Genomic DNA, 18594 nt, shown 5'->3' with positions numbered 1-18594 from the left:
AAGATTACACAGTGGCGATCCCGCAGTAACCACTATCAATTTGAAAAGGATTGAACCATGAAACAGCAGAACTACCCGCTGCCCGAACGCCTGGCAGAACTCGAATTGCTCGCGAGCGAAACGGGTCTCGTGGAGCAACTCAAAACGCGTCGGCGCGCGGAAATCGACAAGCGCCGCGCCGAGCTTGCCGCCGAATTGAAGGCGTTGCCGAACCCCGAACGCCGGCACGCCGCCTTGGCGAAGAATGCCGCGCGCGCGGATGCGAACTTTGTGGTCGCGCTGACCGCCTATCAGGAAGCGGAAAGGCAAAAGAAGGCGTCGGTGGCGGCTTTGGTCGTTGAGACGATGACGGATGAGGGCAAGCGGCAGCATATCTTGTCCGAACTGGAGCGCAAGGCACCGCCCGAACTCGCCGACGCGTTGGATGACTTATCGTTCGCCGATACCTTGTTACGCGACGCAATCCGTACCGACGAGGTGATGGGCCGCAACTGGACCGGTCAGCGTGTGTATACGGTGAAGTCGAATTGCGATGCCATCGCGTCAGCACGCAAGCAGGTTGCCGACGGGCAGAGCGCAATCCGCGAACTGGCGCACGACGGCGAGATGCCTAGCGATGCCATGGTGACGCGCTGTGCGGAAATCTTGGACGCAGCAATGGGTCCCGCATTCGAGTTCATTCCGCGCAAGCTGTGGGACCTTCGCCACGACAAGCCGGGTTCTGACATCGTGGCCGAGGTTGCGGGCTATCCGCATTAGGCCGACAGCTAAATCGCGGGTCGACGATGGGCGGTGGCAGCTCGGCATAGGTGCACCGCCCCAAACTAAGGCGCGTCGGGCGGCTTGCGTGCAGCCCACGCCGTTCGGATCACCGATGTGCTTGTGTGCACACGTAGTGCGAACTCGCTCAAGACCGCTGCAACGAATTTGCAGCTTTACATTTTCTTCTATGTTGTCGTGAACACACATGCCAAGTAGACCTAACAGACCGTGCAGTCATCCGGGCTGCGGCGCGCTTGTGAATGGTCGGGGCAGCAAATGTCCCACGCATATGCAGGCTCAACGCAAGCGCGAGAATGCCCGGCGGGACAAAGATGCAGCGGCGCTTTATGGCGCAGCTTGGCGCAAAGCGCGCGCGCAGTTCCTAAGGGCAAATCCCCTGTGTCAATGCAACGAATGCAGGCAAGCGCGCCTGCTCACGCGTGCAACGGTCGTGGATCACATTCGTCCGCATCGCGGCGACGTGAATCTCTTTTGGGATCGCACGAACTGGCAGGCAATGTCGAAACGCTGTCATGACCGCAAGACGGCCAGGGACGATGGCGGATTTGGTCGGGCGCGCTCGGAACCCGATAGCGACAGGACGCGATAGCAGGCGGTTTGAGGCGTCGCCGTCCCGACAGGTGCGATGCATTGACGCGACCCGCCGAGGCCTCTGGCGACACGTTCTGACGCGCGGCCCACCCCCTCTAGGGGGTCCGAATCGCTAGAGCCTCGGGCTCGGTGAACGTGGGGGAGCCTCAATTTTTATGGAAGCGATTTCAAGCAAGGGGGTATGCGTAGTTCATGAAATAGACGTAACGACGGCGACATTGTTGGTCTGACCGTGCCCAGATCGGTGCCCATCCGGCGCTGGCTGAGCATCTATGGCCACCAATCCACCGCTCGGGTCAGTTGGCGTGCGGTTGGCGATCAATGGCCATATTCGCGAGCCAGCCACGCACCGACATCGTTGATCCGTCGATGCTTCGCGTAAAACTTCCATTCGTCGTGCGTTGGTTTCACGGCGGCAAGGAACGCCCGTCGTTCCGAGTCCATCCAACTTGGGGCGCTCTTGACTGACTGTTCGAGAAGTGTTCCAAGGGTAAACGGGTCTGCGCTCTCAAACTTTTGTCGCGTCTCTTGGGCGAACTGACGAATCGCCTCCCACTCGGCCTGAAGTGCGAGATGTTGTGGATCATCCGACGGGATGGGGACACCGGTTCGCGACTGTTCGTCAGCCGCTCGCTGTCCCATGGCATCGTTGACGAGTGTTGTGCGCCGCTCCAGTTCCGCAAAGAAAGCGTTGAAGCCGGATGTCGCCAGATCGCGCAGGGTGATCCGGTGAAAAGGATCGAGGCTCTTGTCGATTTCGGCGCTTTTCACATCAAGAGACTCTAGAAGCGCCTGAATACGCGTGACGAGGTCCTGCGTTTCAGCTTTCGGAATCGGTCCCGCCCAACGCCCCGCTCGCGACATCAGTTGGACCGAGATATCAGCGAACAACTGGCTCGCCAGCCTCAACTGCGAGAGTAGGCGGTCGGCTTCCTCGATTTTTTCGTCCAGCTTTTTGGTCTTGGCCTCAAAACCGAACCCCTTGATGAACTCGAAGTGATTGATGTTCGCGAGCAGGAGGATGAGGATGCCAGCCGACATACATGCTGTTGCGGCGGCGACGTGGTCAACCGTCGCTATCCACAGGCCCGTGCCAACAGCCACCGTGCCGAGCAAGTTCCCAACGAACGTTCTGATTTTTTCCATATAGCAGTTTTCCACGATCCGATATCAGGTCCGCTTGCGCGCAGACCAAAGAGTCAATCTCGCTGCTCTGCCGCTGGCTGTGCAGCTTCTTCCGTGTTGTGGACTGCCTGCGTCGCACCTAGTTCGGCTGCTCGCGGCGCGGCATTCCCTGTGGCATTGAAACCTGCGACGCGCTCATAGCGTCGCAGGTTGAAGGGCACGACGCCGACGTCTTCGACTTCCGCATTTCGGAACAGAAAAGCGCCGACCATGTTTGAGCCGCCACCTCTGATCTTGACAAGCGACGTCGCGCAGGAAGTGATGCGTCGATCGTTGGGAAAAAAATTAAGAGTTAGGTAGCCTTCCCATATAACGCCAGTTACGTCGAAGTCCAACGTGAACTCCTTGTCCGGGCCGAGATACTTGAAGGTGAAAGTACCGGACATCGTATGCGCTCTCTGCTTCAAGCTCAGGCGGCTCTCTGATTGGCTTTTGTCGTCCTTGTGACGGCCCTCCCATACACCATCAACTTTCAACCCCCTGTAGCGAAGGGCTTCAATCAAGGGAGATAGCTTGCTGGTCCAAAGTGCCCGCAACGTGAACAGAATCGCCGTCGTCAAGATGCCGGTCACGATGCCAAGCACCCCCTCGCCCAAAAGATGGTCCATTGTGTCGCCCCGCAAGCAAAGTGTTGGTTTTCTGCGAAAACCATTATGCCTCAGACGAAAGAATGCCCCGCGCAAGGCGACAGCGCCAGCAGCGCCCGGGGTTGGCGGTGACTGTCTCGATGGCTATCGAGGCCTCCGGACGGCTCCAAAGCGCACACCAAAAGCGCGGCATCGTGAGAGAGTCCGGTTTGGAACGCGGCAAGCGACAGAACTCGACCCCGTTCGGGCCATTCGGATGCGATGTAGATACGTCCGCTGTCAGTTCCGCTTGAGACATCGCGGGTGCCGGATCCTTGTTGTTCTGCCGCTAACCGCAGGCGTCCAACAAATCTCAACGAACTCGGTTTGACGGGAGATGCCCGAACGTGATGGCACATCAGTGATGCCGCATGTCAAAAAATGCAATCTCCCGCCCGCCTGGTCAGGCCCCCTCGTAAGGCTACAATAAGTCGTCAATCTCCCGCACGAGCCTGGAATGTCCACCCCAACACCTGAACCTCAAGACGATGAGCCGGAGCTAGAACGTCTGCTCGGCAGCGCCCTTGATAAGATAGACTCGACCCGATATCCGAATGTCGAGATTCCGTTCCTTGACGCACTTCGAAGCGAAGACAGAAACGTCTGGTGGGGTGCCGTTACTCAACTTCAAGAGCTCACAGCGGGCATTAAGGATGCCATCGTTCGGGACAGCCGATTTCCCGGTGAGCAAGTGAGAATGATGCGCAGCGGGTTAGGTGGCGGGTCCGGGTTTTATCCAAACTTTATCGACCAACTCCTTGTTCGCCGTGCTGCTCACTCGGGGTCGGCTGAGAAGGCGATTCAGTGGCTTCAAAAGATTTTAACCACTTCGGATGCAACAGGCAGATTGATCTTGACGTTGTGGGGAGTTCCCGTTGAGAGCGACATTCAACTGACGGACGGTGTAAAGATTGTTCTGGTGGAAAGACTTCCGGAGAGCGAGCAAAAACAGATTGTGATCGAGCACGCGTACGGAGGTGGGAGGCGGATGCCCACGTCCGCACTCGATTTCGCGGCTCCCAAATCTGCTCTTGTGATAGAGCGCCGAGTCACACCGCTTACTTACGATGGTTGCGCGACGCCGCAACATGACGACCACATATCGACATACGAGCTCCTACGCGAAATCGCTCTCGTTCTCACCATAGACGGCCCACGGGTCTCGCTACCTGGAATGCTCTGGTTTACTTTTGACGACTCTGATTTCAATGTGTGGCCTAGCAGCATGAACCCGCTGATGGAGATCATGCCCACGCAATTCGGGGACTATCCAAACCTTGATCCAGTCGAGGCCCCGCAGATGGTGAGGGCATACCTCGCGTTACCGGCAGGCACACGTCAACATGTACGGGTCGCGATCGAACGAATTAGTCAAGCGCAGCGCCGTCGGAGCGTGGGCGACCGCGCAGTCGAGTTGGCCACCGCGCTCGAAGCTCTTGTGGGGGACGGAGCTAACAACGAGATGACGCACAAGGTCAAAGTCCGCACGGTTCGATTGGTAGGCGGCTCGCGCGACGAACGGATCGTCAATGCCGCCATCATCAACAAGACCTACTCGATTCGAAGCAAGCTCGTTCACACGGGGCGTATTGACGAAAATGCTACTGACGCAATCGCGGGCTCACGCTTCACGGTATCTCAGATCGTCGATCGAGGTCTGTCGTTGTGCGTTCAGTTGACAAAAAAGATCATCATGCGGGGTGAAATTCCGGACTGGTCGCTCTTTGATATTACAGAACAGCCGGGCTCGTCGGCCTAGGGCTAAGTAACAGCAGACCGCATGCTTTCTGGGATGAGCCTAAAGAAAATGCTACGAAATCCCCGCACCAGACGCGAAGAGTGCGTCCGCAAACTCATTATCTGCGGACTTTGACGGAAGATTAGCGACGATCCGCTGCTGGCCGAACTCCGTCCGCTGCAGACCTCGAAGATCGCCGATCGCGGCAGGTACCCGAAGGAAAGCGCATCAGGTTTCTACGCGCAGCGAAGCCCCGTTCTTCGTCGCATACGTCAGTCGGACAGGGTTTGTGTTCTGTCAAGCTTCCAAGGTAGCACATCGAATCTGAAGTGCCGAACACACTACAAAAATGGCGAAGAGTTCTATCATCTCTTTGCGAAGAGATGCCTATCTTCTCTCAACACAAAATTGCTGACAAATGTTCCCCCATTTTTTGTGCCATTTCCACAAAATTCACCAACGCCTCCTTGGCATTTGTAATCAAAATTCCCCCAATTCAGCAGGATTTCTCCGTTGTTTAGCGCAGCCCTTCTTAATGTGTCGTCCACGTCAAGATTGGTTCTGTTTCGCCAAAGGGCGCTACTATAGTTGATTTCCCGGAGTAGCTCCTTTGCGATACCGGAGTTCTCTCTTCTAGACTGGGCGTAGTGTGTCAAATGGAATAATAATTCTTCTTTGTTTTTTTGTAGAACAATGACATATTCTTTTGTGTCTCTGCATACCCAAAAGAAACCCGGTGGTATGGCGTTAATGACCGTGGTTTCGTGAACTCGGACTTGCGGATATTTAAGTTTGAATGTTTCAACTATGTTCATCCACTTTGGGGTGCTTCCATGTAGGTTGATTCTATCCAAAAGACGATCAAACATGACGGCCTCGATTGGTTAAATATATATTTTCGCGCTAAGCACTCGGTGTCTTGCAGGGCTTTGGCGAGTCGGGTTTCAATTACTTTCGATTCTGAACTTTTTGACACAGATCGGTAATGCCTTAAAGTCTTCAATAGAATAACTTATCGATCGGAGGCAATTTTATAAACGATATTTTCGTTGTCGGCGCGCACCACATCGATGGTAAATTTCTGAAATCGAATTCTTGTGGATGCGCTGAGATCGTACTTAAGACTTTGGTAAAAGGCAGGCGTCGCGTATCCGCCACGGAATTCCCGGTAGGCCACATCAATCGTGTTACCTGACCGCCCTCCGTAAACAAGTTCCTGCCTAATAAAATCCCGTGAATAGACTTTCGATTCTTGCCAGCCGTCCGGCGAATTCAACAGTCCAACCCAATGCCGCACTGTCGAAATCGAACCATTCTGATTGATAAGAAAGGACTGCCCGATAGTGGCTACCTGCTGAATACCTACCGAGTAGGATTTGTAGTATTGCGATTCTACGACAGTCGATGCGCACCCAGAAATAAAGGCTACGCAAGCTATCACTACCACCACTTTCCGCAAAATGTTTGTCTTCATCACCCGGCCCTCGTTATAGCGCGAAAAATCGTTCGTGGTCGCCCGCTTTTATTGAATCGAACATGGATGCGCTGCTTTTTGCTTGTCGTCTTGTTGCCGATGGACGCAGTCATCGCGATTCACACTCGCGCAGACTATGTATCTGAGCTTGCGGTCGCAAAGGTCGTGCCAAATGGCCCTCAATCAACTGATTCATTGAGGTGCGCCCCTGCGCATCACGGAGAACGTCGCTACCATATGAAAAATGCTTCAATCCTGGAACATAGAACTACCCAAGCGTTTCTGCGTGAGCGCTCTAATGACGGGCAATCAAATGCGAACTCCTACGCGCGTTGGCGTTGGCGGGCGAACTGAGGTTTATGCCGTCCCTTTTTGTGCCGGCGCAAATACTGTCGCAAAAGTGGACACCCCGAGACCTTCCGGCCGGGTCATTGAACGTCGGACAAGGCCCGAGATGCCTCCGTCCGATTTTGGTGTGGATCAACCCACCGAATGACGGTTTTGTGGGCCGATTGGGCGGCGACGATTGGCCGAACCCGGTCCGACGTAGACCTTGATTGATCGCTGATCGCAGCAGGTAACGTCTCGTAGAAGCCCCGCACGGCACTTCCGCTCGCTCAGAGCGTTACCGCGTGGGTTTCGCCAACTATCTCGATCGGGCGGTTGCACAAGGTCCGGGATTAGCCAGGGCCTCGTTCTATACGTTCTGTTTTGCTTGGAGCGACTGAGCCTCAGTCAACAACTCCTTTTGTGCGGCTTTTATACTTGGTAGGCCGTTCGCATAGGAGCTGCGCTCTCCGTCTGTCTGCAAGCTCGCGAAAGTCTCACTTTCCTCTACCGTCAATTCGACCGTCCTTGTCAGTGTCGTCCCGCTCTGCTCGTGCGTCACCGCTAAGTCGAGCTTGTACTGTGGCGGCCTTTGAATTGTGAGTGTCATCTCGGAGCCGGTCAGGTCAACCGGTTCAACACCGCTCGTGGCGTAGTTATATCTTTGTAGCCGTACCGATTCTGCAAAGCGTAGCCCGGCAGTAATTATCAAACCCAGATTTCCGTTGTTAGCTTCTGCGCGGGACTTAGGTTGTCGAGACGAATCCGAGACATAGATTTTTCGCTTTGCGATGATGCCTTTTTCATGCAAGTACGTCTGCCAAAAGTTCATCACTTCAGTCAGGGTATCCAGTACGTCTTGGGTTGTTCCGTCGATTAGCTTCGCGATAACTCGTTTCTCGACGTGTCGATACTCCCCCTCCTCATCGGAATACTGGGTGACGACTATCTCTTCCGTTAAATCGGCCGCGGACCTCACCAGTGCCCGACCGTGAGGAGTGTCGGCCGTGAGCTTGCGATGTTTCGACGCGTTTGCGATATCAGCTAAAAGACCGTACTCTGGACATCTTCTCTCTGCTTTGAATCTGGACATCTTGCAACCCGACGGGAGGTGCTCACGGAGATGGAATAAAGCAGACGCAGCTATCAGCGCCTTTCTAATGTCGTTGCTCCGGCCTGCAACCCCGGACGCTTTCGCGTCGCGGTACTCGTCAAACGACTGCACTACATTTTCGTAAAAATACGCCGCAAGATCATCGAACATATTATCTTGAGCCTTCTGTAGGGTGGAGTTGACTTCGAACAAGATGATTGTATATGCGGCTTTGTAAGCCGCCGCAAATTAGCGAGTCGCGCGATGGCCCCTAGCACTGCCGCATGGGGGGTGGACCGCCTTTGGACAGCGGTTAGCCTTGAAGTTGTTTGGCTAAGTAACGTCTTGCGTACGTCGCACGTTGGTCTCTGACGCTGTCGCGCGGGACGTGGACTGCCCTTATACGGCGGTCGCACTATTTCTTCTGGCTCATACGTGCCGCTGCAATGGTGGTCCGCTGCTGGGCAAGTTGCCGTCGGTCTTCAGCGTCCGCCGCCATCTCGCCGTGATACTTCTCAATTAGGGTAGACAAGGCAGTCGCCACAGATTTCCTTCTTCGCTATACACTCAGCCGTGGCCCAATTCGAATAAGGAAAATTATGGCTGACTCCAATGCCGCGCTGATCGCCTTTCTCGGTGTACTTGTTGGCGGATACTTCAATAATTTTCTGGCCGAAGACTTCCGGCGCTTTCGGGATAGTCAGGCGCTCGCAGGCGCTCTCGCTGGCGAACTGAAATCTCATGCAGAGGCCATTCCGGACATTAAACACGGACTAACCCAGATTCACGCCATTGCTGAAACGGGCGCGCTGCTGACTTTGCCGGAATGGCCGGAACCCGGCAGTCCAGTATTCGAGGCGAACGTGGGGCAGATAGGGCTTCTTGACCCTGAACTCGCCAAAGATGTGGCATACGTCTACGAGAACCTTCGTGCGTTTCGCGGCGCTTTCCATCAGCTTTCAAAGCACCATGAAGAAATGAACGCAGGTTGGCGGGTAGCGATGGTCAAGGCGTGTGCTGATCGGATAAAGAGCGCTGAGACAGTGGGCGTGCCGCTCGTAGAGAAATTGAAGCATCACGCGGCTGCTTCGTACTGGAGGCGTCCTGAGACTCGGCATCAAGGCATCACAGTCCTGCTGTTTGTTGCCGCCTTTATGTTCGGGGCAAACCTTCACCACACTGGTTCATCTGAGAGCAAAACGGATTGCACAGCGACGGACGATCACGGCGTGTTGCACATGGTTTGTAAGTAGATCCACTTGGGGAGGCGAATATGGCAATGGCACCGAACAACGGGTACGCGCCGATTCTTAACTTGCTCAATCAGGTTCGCATAGCGCAAGACGCGGGAGCCACGATTGCCGCGCTCACGATGGTGTATGTCGGAATCGACACGATGGCTTGGTTGGCCCTTCCCGTTGGACAGGCCCAGCAAGGACGGTCAGACTTTTACCGATGGGTCGACACTTATCTAAAGGCCGATGCGACCCAGCCATATCAGTACGATGGCCGCGATGTTTATGCCGCCCGGTGCGCCGTCCTCCACCAGTTTTCGACCATCGTTGAACTACATCGCCAGAAAAACCCGCCAAAGAAATTCGGGTACTTGGACAACGGGCCGCACCGTACAGATGGCGGTGACCTAGTGTTGATAAGCGTGGCGATGTTGGTCCGTGATTACTTCCATGCCGCAACACGGTTCATGACGGCCGTGCAGGATGACGCTGAACTAAAGGCGCGTCTCGATAGCCGGATGGAAGAACTCTTGAACACCACGCCGATTGGTGGCGCGCAGTAGGCTAGTCCCTGTTGCGTCCTGCGATTGGATCGCGCCTTGCCGCGTGGAACGTGGACTGCCCTGATTAGGCAATTACCATGTTTAACGACGCGCCGCCGGGGTCAACAGCTTGGCAAGGAATTCGAGCCCGGCAAGCGCGCACCGTTCCTGTTTCTTCTTCACGTCGGCCCGTTCCGCTGCGATCGATCGGGCGTATATGGGGCCGCGCGGGAAATGGGTGAAGCGTGCCGCGAAGGCAGTACAGTGAAAATACAGTTTGGGCAGCCTCGGATGGCCTTGGATGAGCTTGATTAGCCTTGGTTTTGCAGTCTGCAGTCTGCAGTCTGCAGTTTGCAGTTTGCGAGATGCGTAAGGCGTTGATTTATAAGGGGGCGAGTGCGCCAGTAAAACTCCGAAGGCAGTGCTCGGAGCCGTCCGGTTGTGCGTCGTCGCGGACCCTCACCGTCGCTCAGAATGGAGCCTCGGCGTTCGGGCGGCAGAGCAGACCAATGGCAAACAGTTTCGGACGTACGGGGACGACGCGCTGCGCGAGTTTGCTGACGACTTCATCTAGCGTCGCAACGCCGTCCACCATCATTTCGTCTGTTGCGGCCTGAGCCCCGAGGATGCGACCTTGACCCATGCCGTTGCGCACCCTCACGACATCGACGCCCCGATTACGCGACACGGCGCGCGCGAAACGGTCATAGTCGTCGTTGACGCGCGCCTGTAGGTGCTGTCGCGCGGAGGGCGAAAGCGGCGCAAAGGGACTGCCTTCCGTCTTGTAACGGCCCGCGCTGATGAGCGTCGTTTTCACGCCTTCGTTTTCCAGCGCTTTCGAGTAGTCCTGATGCGTGGCGAATACGCCAATCGACCCGACCTCGCCGCCCGGCGTGATGTAGACGTTGCTGGCCGCGCTTGCGATCCAGTACGCCGCTCCGGCCGCGATGCTGTTTGCGACGGCGGCGACCGGCTTACCGCCGCGCGCCTGATAGATTTCGTCGGCGAGCTCCGCGATGGCTTGCAGTCCGCCGCCGGGCGAGTCGATATCGATGACGATGCCGCTAACCGAACCATCGGCGAGCGCGGCGCGAAACGACCGGGCGAACCTATCGACGCTCACGAACCCAAGTGCAGCGCCTAGTTCGCTAGCGCGCTGCACGGCGACCCCATGGAAGGGGAGGACAGCGACGACGCTATTGCCGAGCCGGATGCGCCGCTCGCCCGTCGCGGGCAAGGCGCGGCGCATCGAGTAGGTCGAAGGGACGTCTGCCGCACGCTGTGTGTCCGCGACGAAGAGGGCATATTCCGGGCGGATGGCCCAAGTGGCGGCGTCGTGCATAGACCATCCTTTCGAGGTTGGCACTGGTCTGATGATAGCGCGCGCGGGGCCGGGATGCCCATGATTGCGACAACAACCAGTCGCCTGATGATCGGGCTGGCTCCCCTGGCACTGTGGATAAGTAGGACAGCCACGAGACAGTGAGTACTCTCGTGAGTACTATTTGAAGCGTGTCGTTGCTGACTCTTGCACCGGCGCTGGTTTGCTGGTGATTTACACAGAATGATCGAGTAAGCGGTTCGAGCCGGTTTATCCGGCCTGAGTCGAAGACCCCGGCGCCGCAAGGCGGCCGGGGTTTTTTGTACCTGCCGGTGTGTCGAATGCGCGCGCCCACGCTGAGGCGAAAGCAGCTTGCGTTATGATTCTTCGACTACTGGTTTTCCGCGCATCGCACCCGCGTTGTACTCGCATCGTACTTATTCCTGCAATGACCTCTGTGTGGCGAATCCTCATCGTGCTGTCCCTCGCGTTGTTTGCAACGCAAGGTGCGTTCGCGCACGAAGATGCCACGGCGCCGACAAAGAGCGTTCGCGCGATGCAGATTGTCCATTCCGTCGACGATGCGTCGACCGCCGTGAGCGAAACCGCGCACTGCGCCGGCATGGCCGCTTCCGGGGCGTCCTGTCGGCATGATCATTCTCCCTGCTGTTCGACCTCGTGCGGCGCGCACTGCGGTGCATTGTTCGCCGCATTCGCTTACGAGCCGCGCGCCTTCCGCGCGGCGCTGCCGCAATCGCTTGCGCAGCCGCAGCGCACCGGCGTCGTTCATGCGCCCCTGTTGCGGCCGCCGATAGCCTGATCGTTACGCGCGCCGACGCAGTGCGCGCCGCAAGGCAAAGGTCGCGATTCCGTCCCACAGACCGGCCCTTGAACGATCCAGCGTGGACTCGCCCCGGCGCCTGTCCCGCTATCTGAACCACGCAGAGGAAATCATTCATGATCCGCAGGCAATTTCTCGCCCGCGCGTTGAGCGCGGCAGCCGCGTCGCTGTTCGCGCGCAGCGCGTTCGCACAGCACGACGCTCATTCGATGCACAAGATGTCCGGCATGGACGATATGGGTGACATGGACATGTCCGGCATGCCGTCGATGTCCGCGCACCAAGCGGCCAAGCCGGCGACCGCGGTACTGGCCGCTCCCGACGCGCTGCCGGCCGGCGCGCCGCTCGCCACTTTGCGTACGCTCGCCAACGAAAGCCGCGAGCCAGGCGTGTTCCGCGCGACCTTGATCGCACAACCGGTCAAACGCAAGCTGCTGCCCGGCAAGCCGTCCACCACCTTCTGGCAATACGACGAGGGCAACCATCCAGGCAGCGCAAACGCGCGGGTCACGCAGACTGAAGGTCCGGTCGTCGGCCCGTTGATCGATGTCCGCGAAGGCGACACCGTCGAGATCCGCTTCGTCAACCGTCTGCCGCAAGCATCGACGATTCATTGGCACGGCTTGCCGGTGCCGCCCGACCAGGACGGCAATCCGTCGACGCCGGTCGCATCGGGCGCTTCGCATGTGTACCGCTTCACGTTGCCGCCGGGTAGCGCCGGCACATACTGGTATCACCCGCATCCGCACATGATGTCGGCTGAGCAGGTGTTTCGCGGCCTCGCAGGCCCCATCGTGGTGCGTTCCGCTGATGATCCGCTTGCAGGCTGGCCCGAGCGCCATCTGTTCTTCTCGGACCTGAAACTCGCCAGCGACGGCGTCATCCCGCCGAACGACATGATGGACTGGATGAACGGCCGGGAAGGCCAGTTCGTGCTGGTGAACGGCGCACGCCGTCCGCGCATCGAGATCGCAAAGGACGAGCGTTGGCGTCTGTGGAATGGATGCAGTGCCCGTTATTTGAGATTTTCGCTCGGTGACGAACGACATTTTGCGCAAGTGGGCACAGACGGCGGCCTGCTGGAGCAGCCGCGCGACGGTCTCACGGAGTTGTTGCTGGCGCCTGGCGAGCGCGCCGAGGTGATCGTCCGCGCGGGTGCGAACCCTTCGCGAGCGGTGCTGAGCGCCGACGTCTACGACCGCCGGAAGATGGCGATGTCGCACGGCAGCCTGCCACCCGATCCGGTCCGTGCGCTCGCCGACATTAGCTTTAATCCGCCACCTGGCGCGAGCGCGCGCGAGTTACCGGCGACACTGCGCCCCGTGGCACCGCTCGGCACGGCGGTGGCGAAGAAGTCCGTGGTGTTCTCCGAGCAGATGGACATGGTTGCGATGCACGGCCCGAAGGCGTCAGCCGGGCATGGCAACACGCATGGCAGCACCATGCCGGCCGGTATGACTTTCATGATCAACGGTCAGGTGTTCGACCCATCGCGCATTACGTTCACCAGCCGGCGCGACGAAGTCGAACTCTGGTCGATCGAGAACCGCGCCGATATGGATCATCCGTTCCATCTGCACGGCACACAGTTTCAGATCGTCGAGCGGGGGTGGGGTGGCGCGTTCACGCCCGAGCCGTATCGCGCATGGCGCGATACGGTCAACGTGCGGCCGGACGAGATCGTCCGGATCGCTACCGTGCAGCGGATGGCGGGAGAGCGCATGTTCCATTGCCACATCCTCGAACACGAGGACCTCGGCATGATGGGCACGCTGAAAGTGGTATGACGCGTGCGGTGAGCGTCCGGCCGGTGTAGAGGGGGAAGCCGAAAAAAAGAAACCCGGCACGAAGCCGGGTTTCAAAGGATCGGGTATCGAACGGTTTCAGGCGGGTGCCTGGATGTTCGATGCCTGCTTGCCTTTCGGGCCTTGCACGACCTCGAAGGTTACTTTCTGACCTTCCTTGAGGGTCTTGAACCCATTCATCTGGATGGCCGAGAAGTGTGCAAACAGATCCTCACCACCTTCGTCAGGCGTAATGAATCCGAAACCTTTTGCGTCATTGAACCATTTGACCGTACCAGTTGCCATTCCAACTTCCCCTGTAACTCATGTCACTACCACGAGCCCTCGAAAAGCTCCACGACCGCGTGATGCAGCCGCTCCCTCCTCACAAGCTCACCATCGGCATTTTTTCGAAATTTATGGCTCAGTGAAAAAAGTGCCAGCTTGATTGTTGAGGCTCTTTATTCGAGTGTCAAGAAAATTTTGAGACGCTCGTTGCCCCGTTGCAAACAGTCGATTTCCAGGGTTTTTCCCGCTTTTGTTATGTGCGGTTGCGCAAGCGGGCGGTCTTGAAAAGTCGCATAATCGACTCACCTGCTGCTCTGCGGGTTGTCCGCTGCTGGCAACCCACGTCGGCAGGTTGTGCGATACTCGATCCGACTGCGGCGCAGCACGGCCGCGATGCATCACTGGATAGGGGCCGGCTCCGCAATCGGCTCGCGGAAATGACGCACGCATGGGGGGAGTTACCCATCAGGCGCTGGCGAACGGGCTCACCGGCCGGACGGTCGGGTTTTGACAGGATTGCGGGCCTGTCCTAGTTGTTTAGAATGGGTGTATGGCGATTATCCCGGACAAGCAGGACGGCACCGTACTGGAGCGGCAGGAAAAGAAGCTGAAGCCGCCTTCCATGTACAAGGTGGTGCTGCTGAATGACGACTTCACGCCAATGGAATTTGTCGTGATGATCGTGCAAGAGTATTTCAATAAAGATCGTGAAACCGCAACGCAGGTCATGTTGAAGGTGCATCGCGAGGGCAGGGGAGTTTGTGGGGTCTATACGCGGGACATCGCGTCGACCAAAGTCGAGCAAGTCGTTACCCACGCACGGCAGGCCGGGCATCCGCTGCAGTGTGTGATGGAGGAAGCATGATTGCCCAGGAACTGGAAGTCAGCCTGCACATGGCGTTCATGGAAGCACGCCAGGCGCGGCACGAGTTCATAACGGTCGAACATCTTTTGCTGGCGCTGTTGGACAATCCGACGGCAGCGGAGGTGTTGCGTGCATGCGCGGCCAATATCGAGGATCTGCGCCAGAACCTGCGCAACTTCATTCATGACAACACGCCTACCGTGCCCGGCACGGATGACGTCGACACGCAGCCCACATTAGGCTTTCAGCGTGTGATTCAGCGCGCCATCATGCATGTGCAATCCACCTCGAACGGCAAGAAGGAAGTGACCGGCGCGAACGTGCTGGTGGCAATCTTCGGCGAGAAGGATTCGCACGCGGTGTACTACCTGCAACAGCAGGGCGTGACGCGTCTGGATGTGGTGAACTTCATCTCGCACGGCATTGCGAAGACGAGCAGCACGGACGCCGCGAAAGCGAGCGACGCGAATGCCGAGTCCGACGAGGCCGCCGCGCAGAAGGAAACCCCGCTGGCGCAGTTCACGCAGAACCTGAACCAGATGGCGAAAGACGGCCGCATCGACCCGTTGATCGGGCGCGAGTCGGAAGTCGAGCGCGTCGTTCAGGTGCTGTGCCGTCGCCGCAAGAACAATCCGCTGCTGGTCGGTGAGGCCGGCGTCGGCAAGACGGCGATCGCCGAAGGACTCGCCTGGCGCATTACGCGCGGCGAAGTGCCGGACATCCTCGCGGACGCGCAGGTGTATTCGCTCGACATGGGCGCGCTGCTCGCCGGCACCAAGTATCGCGGCGACTTCGAACAACGTCTGAAGACGGTCCTCAAGGAATTGAAGGAGCGTCCGCATGCCATCCTGTTCATCGACGAAATTCATACGCTGATCGGCGCAGGCGCTGCGTCGGGCGGCACGCTGGATGCATCGAATTTGCTGAAGCCGGCATTGTCGTCGGGCACGCTCAAATGCATCGGCGCTACGACGTTCACCGAATATCGCGGCATCTTCGAAAAAGACGCGGCGCTGTCGCGCCGGTTCCAGAAGATCGACGTGACCGAGCCGACCGTCGAGCAGACGGTGGCGATCCTGCGCGGCCTGAAGTCGCGTTTCGAAGAGCATCACGGTGTCAAGTATTCGTCGGGTGCGCTGTCGGCGGCGGCTGAGTTGTCGGCGCGCTTCATTACGGATCGTCATTTGCCGGACAAAGCGATCGACGTGATCGACGAAGCGGGCGCGGCGCAACGCATCCTGCCGAAGTCGAAGCAGAAGAAGACGATCGGCAAGAACGAGATCGAAGAAATCATTTCGAAGATCGCGCGCGTGCCGGCGCAAAGTGTGTCGCAAGACGACCGCAGCAAGCTGCAAACGCTGGATCGCGATCTCAAGAGCGTGGTGTTCGGACAAGACCCGGCCATCGACGCGTTGTCGGCCTCGATCAAGATGGCGCGCGCGGGCCTCGGCAAGCTGGACAAGCCGATCGGCGCGTTCCTGTTCTCCGGACCCACGGGCGTCGGCAAGACGGAAGTGGCGAAGCAACTGGCGTTCACGCTGGGTATCGAACTGATCCGCTTCGACATGTCGGAATACATGGAGCGTCATGCGGTGAGCCGCCTGATCGGCGCGCCGCCGGGCTATGTCGGTTTCGACCAGGGCGGTCTGCTGACCGAAGCTGTCACGAAGAAGCCGCATTGCGTGCTGCTGCTCGACGAAATCGAGAAGGCGCACCCGGACATCTACAACGTGCTGCTGCAGGTGATGGATCACGGCACGCTGACTGACAACAACGGCCGCAAGGCGGATTTCCGCAACGTCATCATCATCATGACGACGAACGCGGGCGCCGAGGCGATGGGCAAGTCGGTCATCGGCTTCACGAATCGCCGGGAAACCGGCGACGAAATGGTCGACATCAAGCGCATGTTCACGCCGGAGTTCCGTAACCGTCTGGACGCGACGATCAGCTTCCGCTCGCTCGATGAAGAAATCATCATGCGCGTGGTCGACAAGTTCCTGATGCAACTGGAAGATCAGTTACACGAGAAGAAGGTCGATGCGCTTTTCACCGATGCGCTGCGCAAGCATCTCGCCAAGCACGGTTTCGATCCGTTGATGGGCGCACGGCCAATGCAGCGCCTGATCCAGGACACGATCCGTCGTGCACTGGCCGACGAACTGCTGTTCGGCAAGCTGATGAACGGCGGCCGTGTTTCGGTCGACGTGGATGCGGACGACAAGGTGCAACTGACCTTCGACGAGCATCCGGCGCCGCGCAATCCGAATCCGGAAGCGGTCGAAGTCGAGTAAGCGCGAAGTTGGCTGGTGTTTAGCTTCATCTGAAAGCAGAACGGCGCGGGTTGAACCCCGCGCCGTTCTGCTTTTTGCGTTCTGAACGACCTTGCTCCGCGACCCGCACAGCGAAGCGATGGATCAGTGCTTGCCGGTGCTGCCGAAACCGCCCGCGCCGCGTTCGCTTTCCGCGAAATCGTCGACGATGTTGAACGCGGCCTGCACGACCGGCACGATCACGAGTTGCGCGAGGCGCTCCATCGGATTCAGCACGAAGGTGGTCTCGCCGCGGTTCCACGTCGAAATCATTAGCTGCCCCTGGTAATCCGAATCGATCAGGCCGACCAGATTGCCCAGCACGATCCCGTGCTTATGACCCAAACCCGAGCGCGGCAGGATCAAGGCCGCATAACCGGGATCGCCGACGTGAATCGCCAGACCCGTCGGCACCAGTGCGGTGTCGCCGGGCGCGAGCGTCAACGCTTCGTCGAGGCAGGCGCGCAGGTCGAGGCCCGCGCTGCCCGTGGTTGCGTAGGCCGGGAGTTGGTCGCGCATCCGCGCATCGAGAATCTTCAGGTCGAGTTTCATGCAGGTTCGAAGGTTTAAGAGGTCGAGGAGGCCTGACGTCCGAGTTGGAACGCGTCGGCCAGGAGTTCATAGGAACGTAGACGGGCGCGATAGCTGCCCGCTACGGTGAGGACGATCAGTTCGTCGGCCTGGAATTGCGCCTGCAAGTCTTGCAGGCGCTCAGTCACGGTTTCCGGGGTGCCGATGATACTGCGCGGCTTCTCGCGGTCGATCACCAGTTGCTCGCGCTCGCCGAATTCTTGCGCCGCGCCTTGCTCGACCGTCGGAATCGGCGCATTCAGGCCGTAGGCCATCTGCACGCGACGCAGGTCGACGGCTTTTTCCAGGTCGGCGGCCTCATGTTCGGTGTCCGCGCAAATCACGAACACGGCGGCTGCCAGATACGGCTGCTGGGCTTCCTGGCTGGCTTTGAAGCGCTCACGATAGGCAAGCGCCAGCTGATGCCCGAAATGCGCGTTGATGAAATGCGCAAACGCGAAGCGGATGCCGAGTTGCGCCGCCAGCAGGCCACCGAACTCGCTCGAACCGAGCATCCAGAGTTGCGGGCGCGTGGCGACTTGCGGTTGCAGCAGCACGCCGCGCGCAAGATGCCCCTCGGCCAGCGTGCCGTGCATCAGGCCGACCAGATCCGCGACCTGCTGCGGGAAAATGTCGCCGCGATTGTAGGTGCCGGCGGCCACCGCTTGCGCCGTTTGCATGTCTCCGCCCGGCGCGCGTCCCACGCCGAGATCGATACGATTGGGAAACAGCGCCTCGAGCATCATGAATTGCTCGGCGACTTTGAACGGGCTGTAGTACGGCAGCATCACGCCGCCGGAGCCGATACGGATGCGCCTGGTCACGCTGCCGAGGTGCGCGAGCATCACCTCGGGGCAGGGATTCGACACCCCGCGCAGGCCGTGGTGTTCAGCGCACCAGTAGCGCGTGTAGCCGAGGTCGTCGGCGAGTTGCGCCAGTTCGACGGTGGCGGCGATCGCGTCCGCCACTGAGTGCCCGTCGATCACGGGCGTTTGATCGAGCACGGAAAGTAGCGTCAT

17 protein-coding genes are annotated in these 18594 nt (G+C 58.5%); 8 read left to right on the top strand and 9 right to left on the bottom strand.

What is annotated here, in order from left to right; genetic code table 11:
• Positions 1 to 57 precede the first annotated feature (57 nt).
• Together DLM46_RS00995 and DLM46_RS00990 are read left to right on the top strand one after the other, a co-directional pair.
• Positions 58 to 759: a hypothetical protein gene (locus DLM46_RS00995; protein WP_115098849.1), complete on the top strand. Its 702-nt coding sequence runs from the start codon at positions 58 to 60 to the stop codon at positions 757 to 759.
• Between the two features lie 208 nt (positions 760 to 967).
• Positions 968 to 1372: an HNH endonuclease signature motif containing protein gene (locus tag DLM46_RS00990; protein WP_115098848.1), complete on the top strand. Its 405-nt coding sequence runs from the start codon at positions 968 to 970 to the stop codon at positions 1370 to 1372.
• Between the two features lie 320 nt (positions 1373 to 1692).
• Here DLM46_RS00990 and DLM46_RS00985 read toward each other — a convergent pair whose 3' ends face one another.
• Positions 1693 to 2520: a hypothetical protein gene (locus DLM46_RS00985; protein WP_115098847.1), complete on the bottom strand. Its 828-nt coding sequence runs from the start codon at positions 2518 to 2520 to the stop codon at positions 1693 to 1695.
• A gap of 53 nt (positions 2521 to 2573) precedes the next feature.
• Complete coding sequence (locus DLM46_RS00980; protein ID WP_115098846.1) at positions 2574 to 3167, bottom strand: hypothetical protein; 594 nt, start codon at positions 3165 to 3167, stop codon at positions 2574 to 2576.
• A gap of 475 nt (positions 3168 to 3642) precedes the next feature.
• Here DLM46_RS00980 and DLM46_RS00975 point away from each other — a divergent pair, with 475 nt between their 5' ends.
• Complete coding sequence (locus DLM46_RS00975) at positions 3643 to 4944, top strand: HEPN domain-containing protein (RefSeq protein WP_115098845.1); 1302 nt, start codon at positions 3643 to 3645, stop codon at positions 4942 to 4944.
• Positions 4945 to 5288: 344 nt separating this feature from the next.
• Here DLM46_RS00975 and DLM46_RS38915 read toward each other — a convergent pair whose 3' ends face one another.
• From DLM46_RS38915 to DLM46_RS00965, 3 genes are all read right to left on the bottom strand, one after another.
• The gene (locus DLM46_RS38915) at positions 5289 to 5792 is read right to left on the bottom strand and encodes a hypothetical protein (protein WP_133300280.1); all 504 of its coding nucleotides are present in this window, start codon (positions 5790 to 5792) and stop codon (positions 5289 to 5291) included.
• Between the two features lie 143 nt (positions 5793 to 5935).
• A complete protein-coding gene (locus tag DLM46_RS00970; protein ID WP_244305778.1) occupies positions 5936 to 6397 on the bottom strand; it encodes a hypothetical protein in 462 nt (153 codons plus the stop codon).
• 697 nt (positions 6398 to 7094) lie between these two features.
• Positions 7095 to 7988 (bottom strand): hypothetical protein, encoded by an 894-nt coding sequence (locus DLM46_RS00965; RefSeq protein WP_133300279.1) that lies wholly within the window; start codon positions 7986 to 7988, stop codon positions 7095 to 7097.
• Positions 7989 to 8416: 428 nt separating this feature from the next.
• On the opposite strand from DLM46_RS00965, the gene DLM46_RS00960 reads away from it, so the two are divergent.
• Positions 8417 to 9070, top strand: a complete 654-nt coding sequence (locus tag DLM46_RS00960) for a hypothetical protein (RefSeq protein WP_115098843.1) — start codon at positions 8417 to 8419, stop codon at positions 9068 to 9070.
• A gap of 26 nt (positions 9071 to 9096) precedes the next feature.
• Entirely contained in the window at positions 9097 to 9615 is a 519-nt protein-coding gene (locus DLM46_RS00955) for a hypothetical protein (protein WP_133300278.1), read from the top strand.
• Between the two features lie 448 nt (positions 9616 to 10063).
• Here the strand turns inward: DLM46_RS00955 and DLM46_RS00950 are convergent, their stop codons facing one another.
• Positions 10064 to 10936 carry a S49 family peptidase gene (locus tag DLM46_RS00950; RefSeq protein ID WP_115098841.1) on the bottom strand — a complete coding sequence of 291 codons (873 nt, stop codon included), beginning with the start codon at positions 10934 to 10936 and terminating at the stop codon, positions 10064 to 10066.
• A gap of 936 nt (positions 10937 to 11872) precedes the next feature.
• Here DLM46_RS00950 and DLM46_RS00940 point away from each other — a divergent pair.
• Positions 11873 to 13543 (top strand): multicopper oxidase family protein, encoded by a 1671-nt coding sequence (locus DLM46_RS00940; RefSeq protein ID WP_115098839.1) that lies wholly within the window; start codon positions 11873 to 11875, stop codon positions 13541 to 13543.
• A gap of 96 nt (positions 13544 to 13639) precedes the next feature.
• Here DLM46_RS00940 and DLM46_RS00935 read toward each other — a convergent pair whose 3' ends face one another.
• Positions 13640 to 13846, bottom strand: coding sequence for a cold-shock protein (locus DLM46_RS00935; RefSeq protein ID WP_007180614.1), 207 nt, complete (start codon positions 13844 to 13846; stop codon positions 13640 to 13642).
• Positions 13847 to 14378: 532 nt separating this feature from the next.
• Here DLM46_RS00935 and clpS point away from each other — a divergent pair.
• Positions 14379 to 14693 (top strand): ATP-dependent Clp protease adapter ClpS, encoded by a 315-nt coding sequence (clpS, locus tag DLM46_RS00930; protein ID WP_006050100.1) that lies wholly within the window; start codon positions 14379 to 14381, stop codon positions 14691 to 14693.
• Positions 14690 to 16987 carry an ATP-dependent Clp protease ATP-binding subunit ClpA gene (gene clpA / locus DLM46_RS00925; protein ID WP_115098838.1) on the top strand — a complete coding sequence of 766 codons (2298 nt, stop codon included), beginning with the start codon at positions 14690 to 14692 and terminating at the stop codon, positions 16985 to 16987. The genes clpS and clpA overlap by 4 nt, the downstream gene beginning before the upstream one ends.
• A gap of 123 nt (positions 16988 to 17110) precedes the next feature.
• Here the strand turns inward: clpA and dut are convergent, their stop codons facing one another.
• Both dut and DLM46_RS00915 read right to left on the bottom strand, forming a co-directional pair.
• The gene (gene dut, locus DLM46_RS00920) at positions 17111 to 17557 is read right to left on the bottom strand and encodes a dUTP diphosphatase (RefSeq protein ID WP_115098837.1); all 447 of its coding nucleotides are present in this window, start codon (positions 17555 to 17557) and stop codon (positions 17111 to 17113) included.
• 14 nt (positions 17558 to 17571) lie between these two features.
• Positions 17572 to 18594 carry an LLM class flavin-dependent oxidoreductase gene (locus tag DLM46_RS00915; RefSeq protein WP_115098836.1) on the bottom strand — a complete coding sequence of 341 codons (1023 nt, stop codon included), beginning with the start codon at positions 18592 to 18594 and terminating at the stop codon, positions 17572 to 17574.

The organism is Paraburkholderia lacunae, assembly GCF_003353175.1.
In the GTDB taxonomy this organism is placed as follows: domain Bacteria; phylum Pseudomonadota; class Gammaproteobacteria; order Burkholderiales; family Burkholderiaceae; genus Paraburkholderia; species Paraburkholderia lacunae.
The sequence above is the reverse complement of the archived record's forward strand: the minus strand, read 5'-3'. Positions and strand labels throughout refer to the sequence as shown.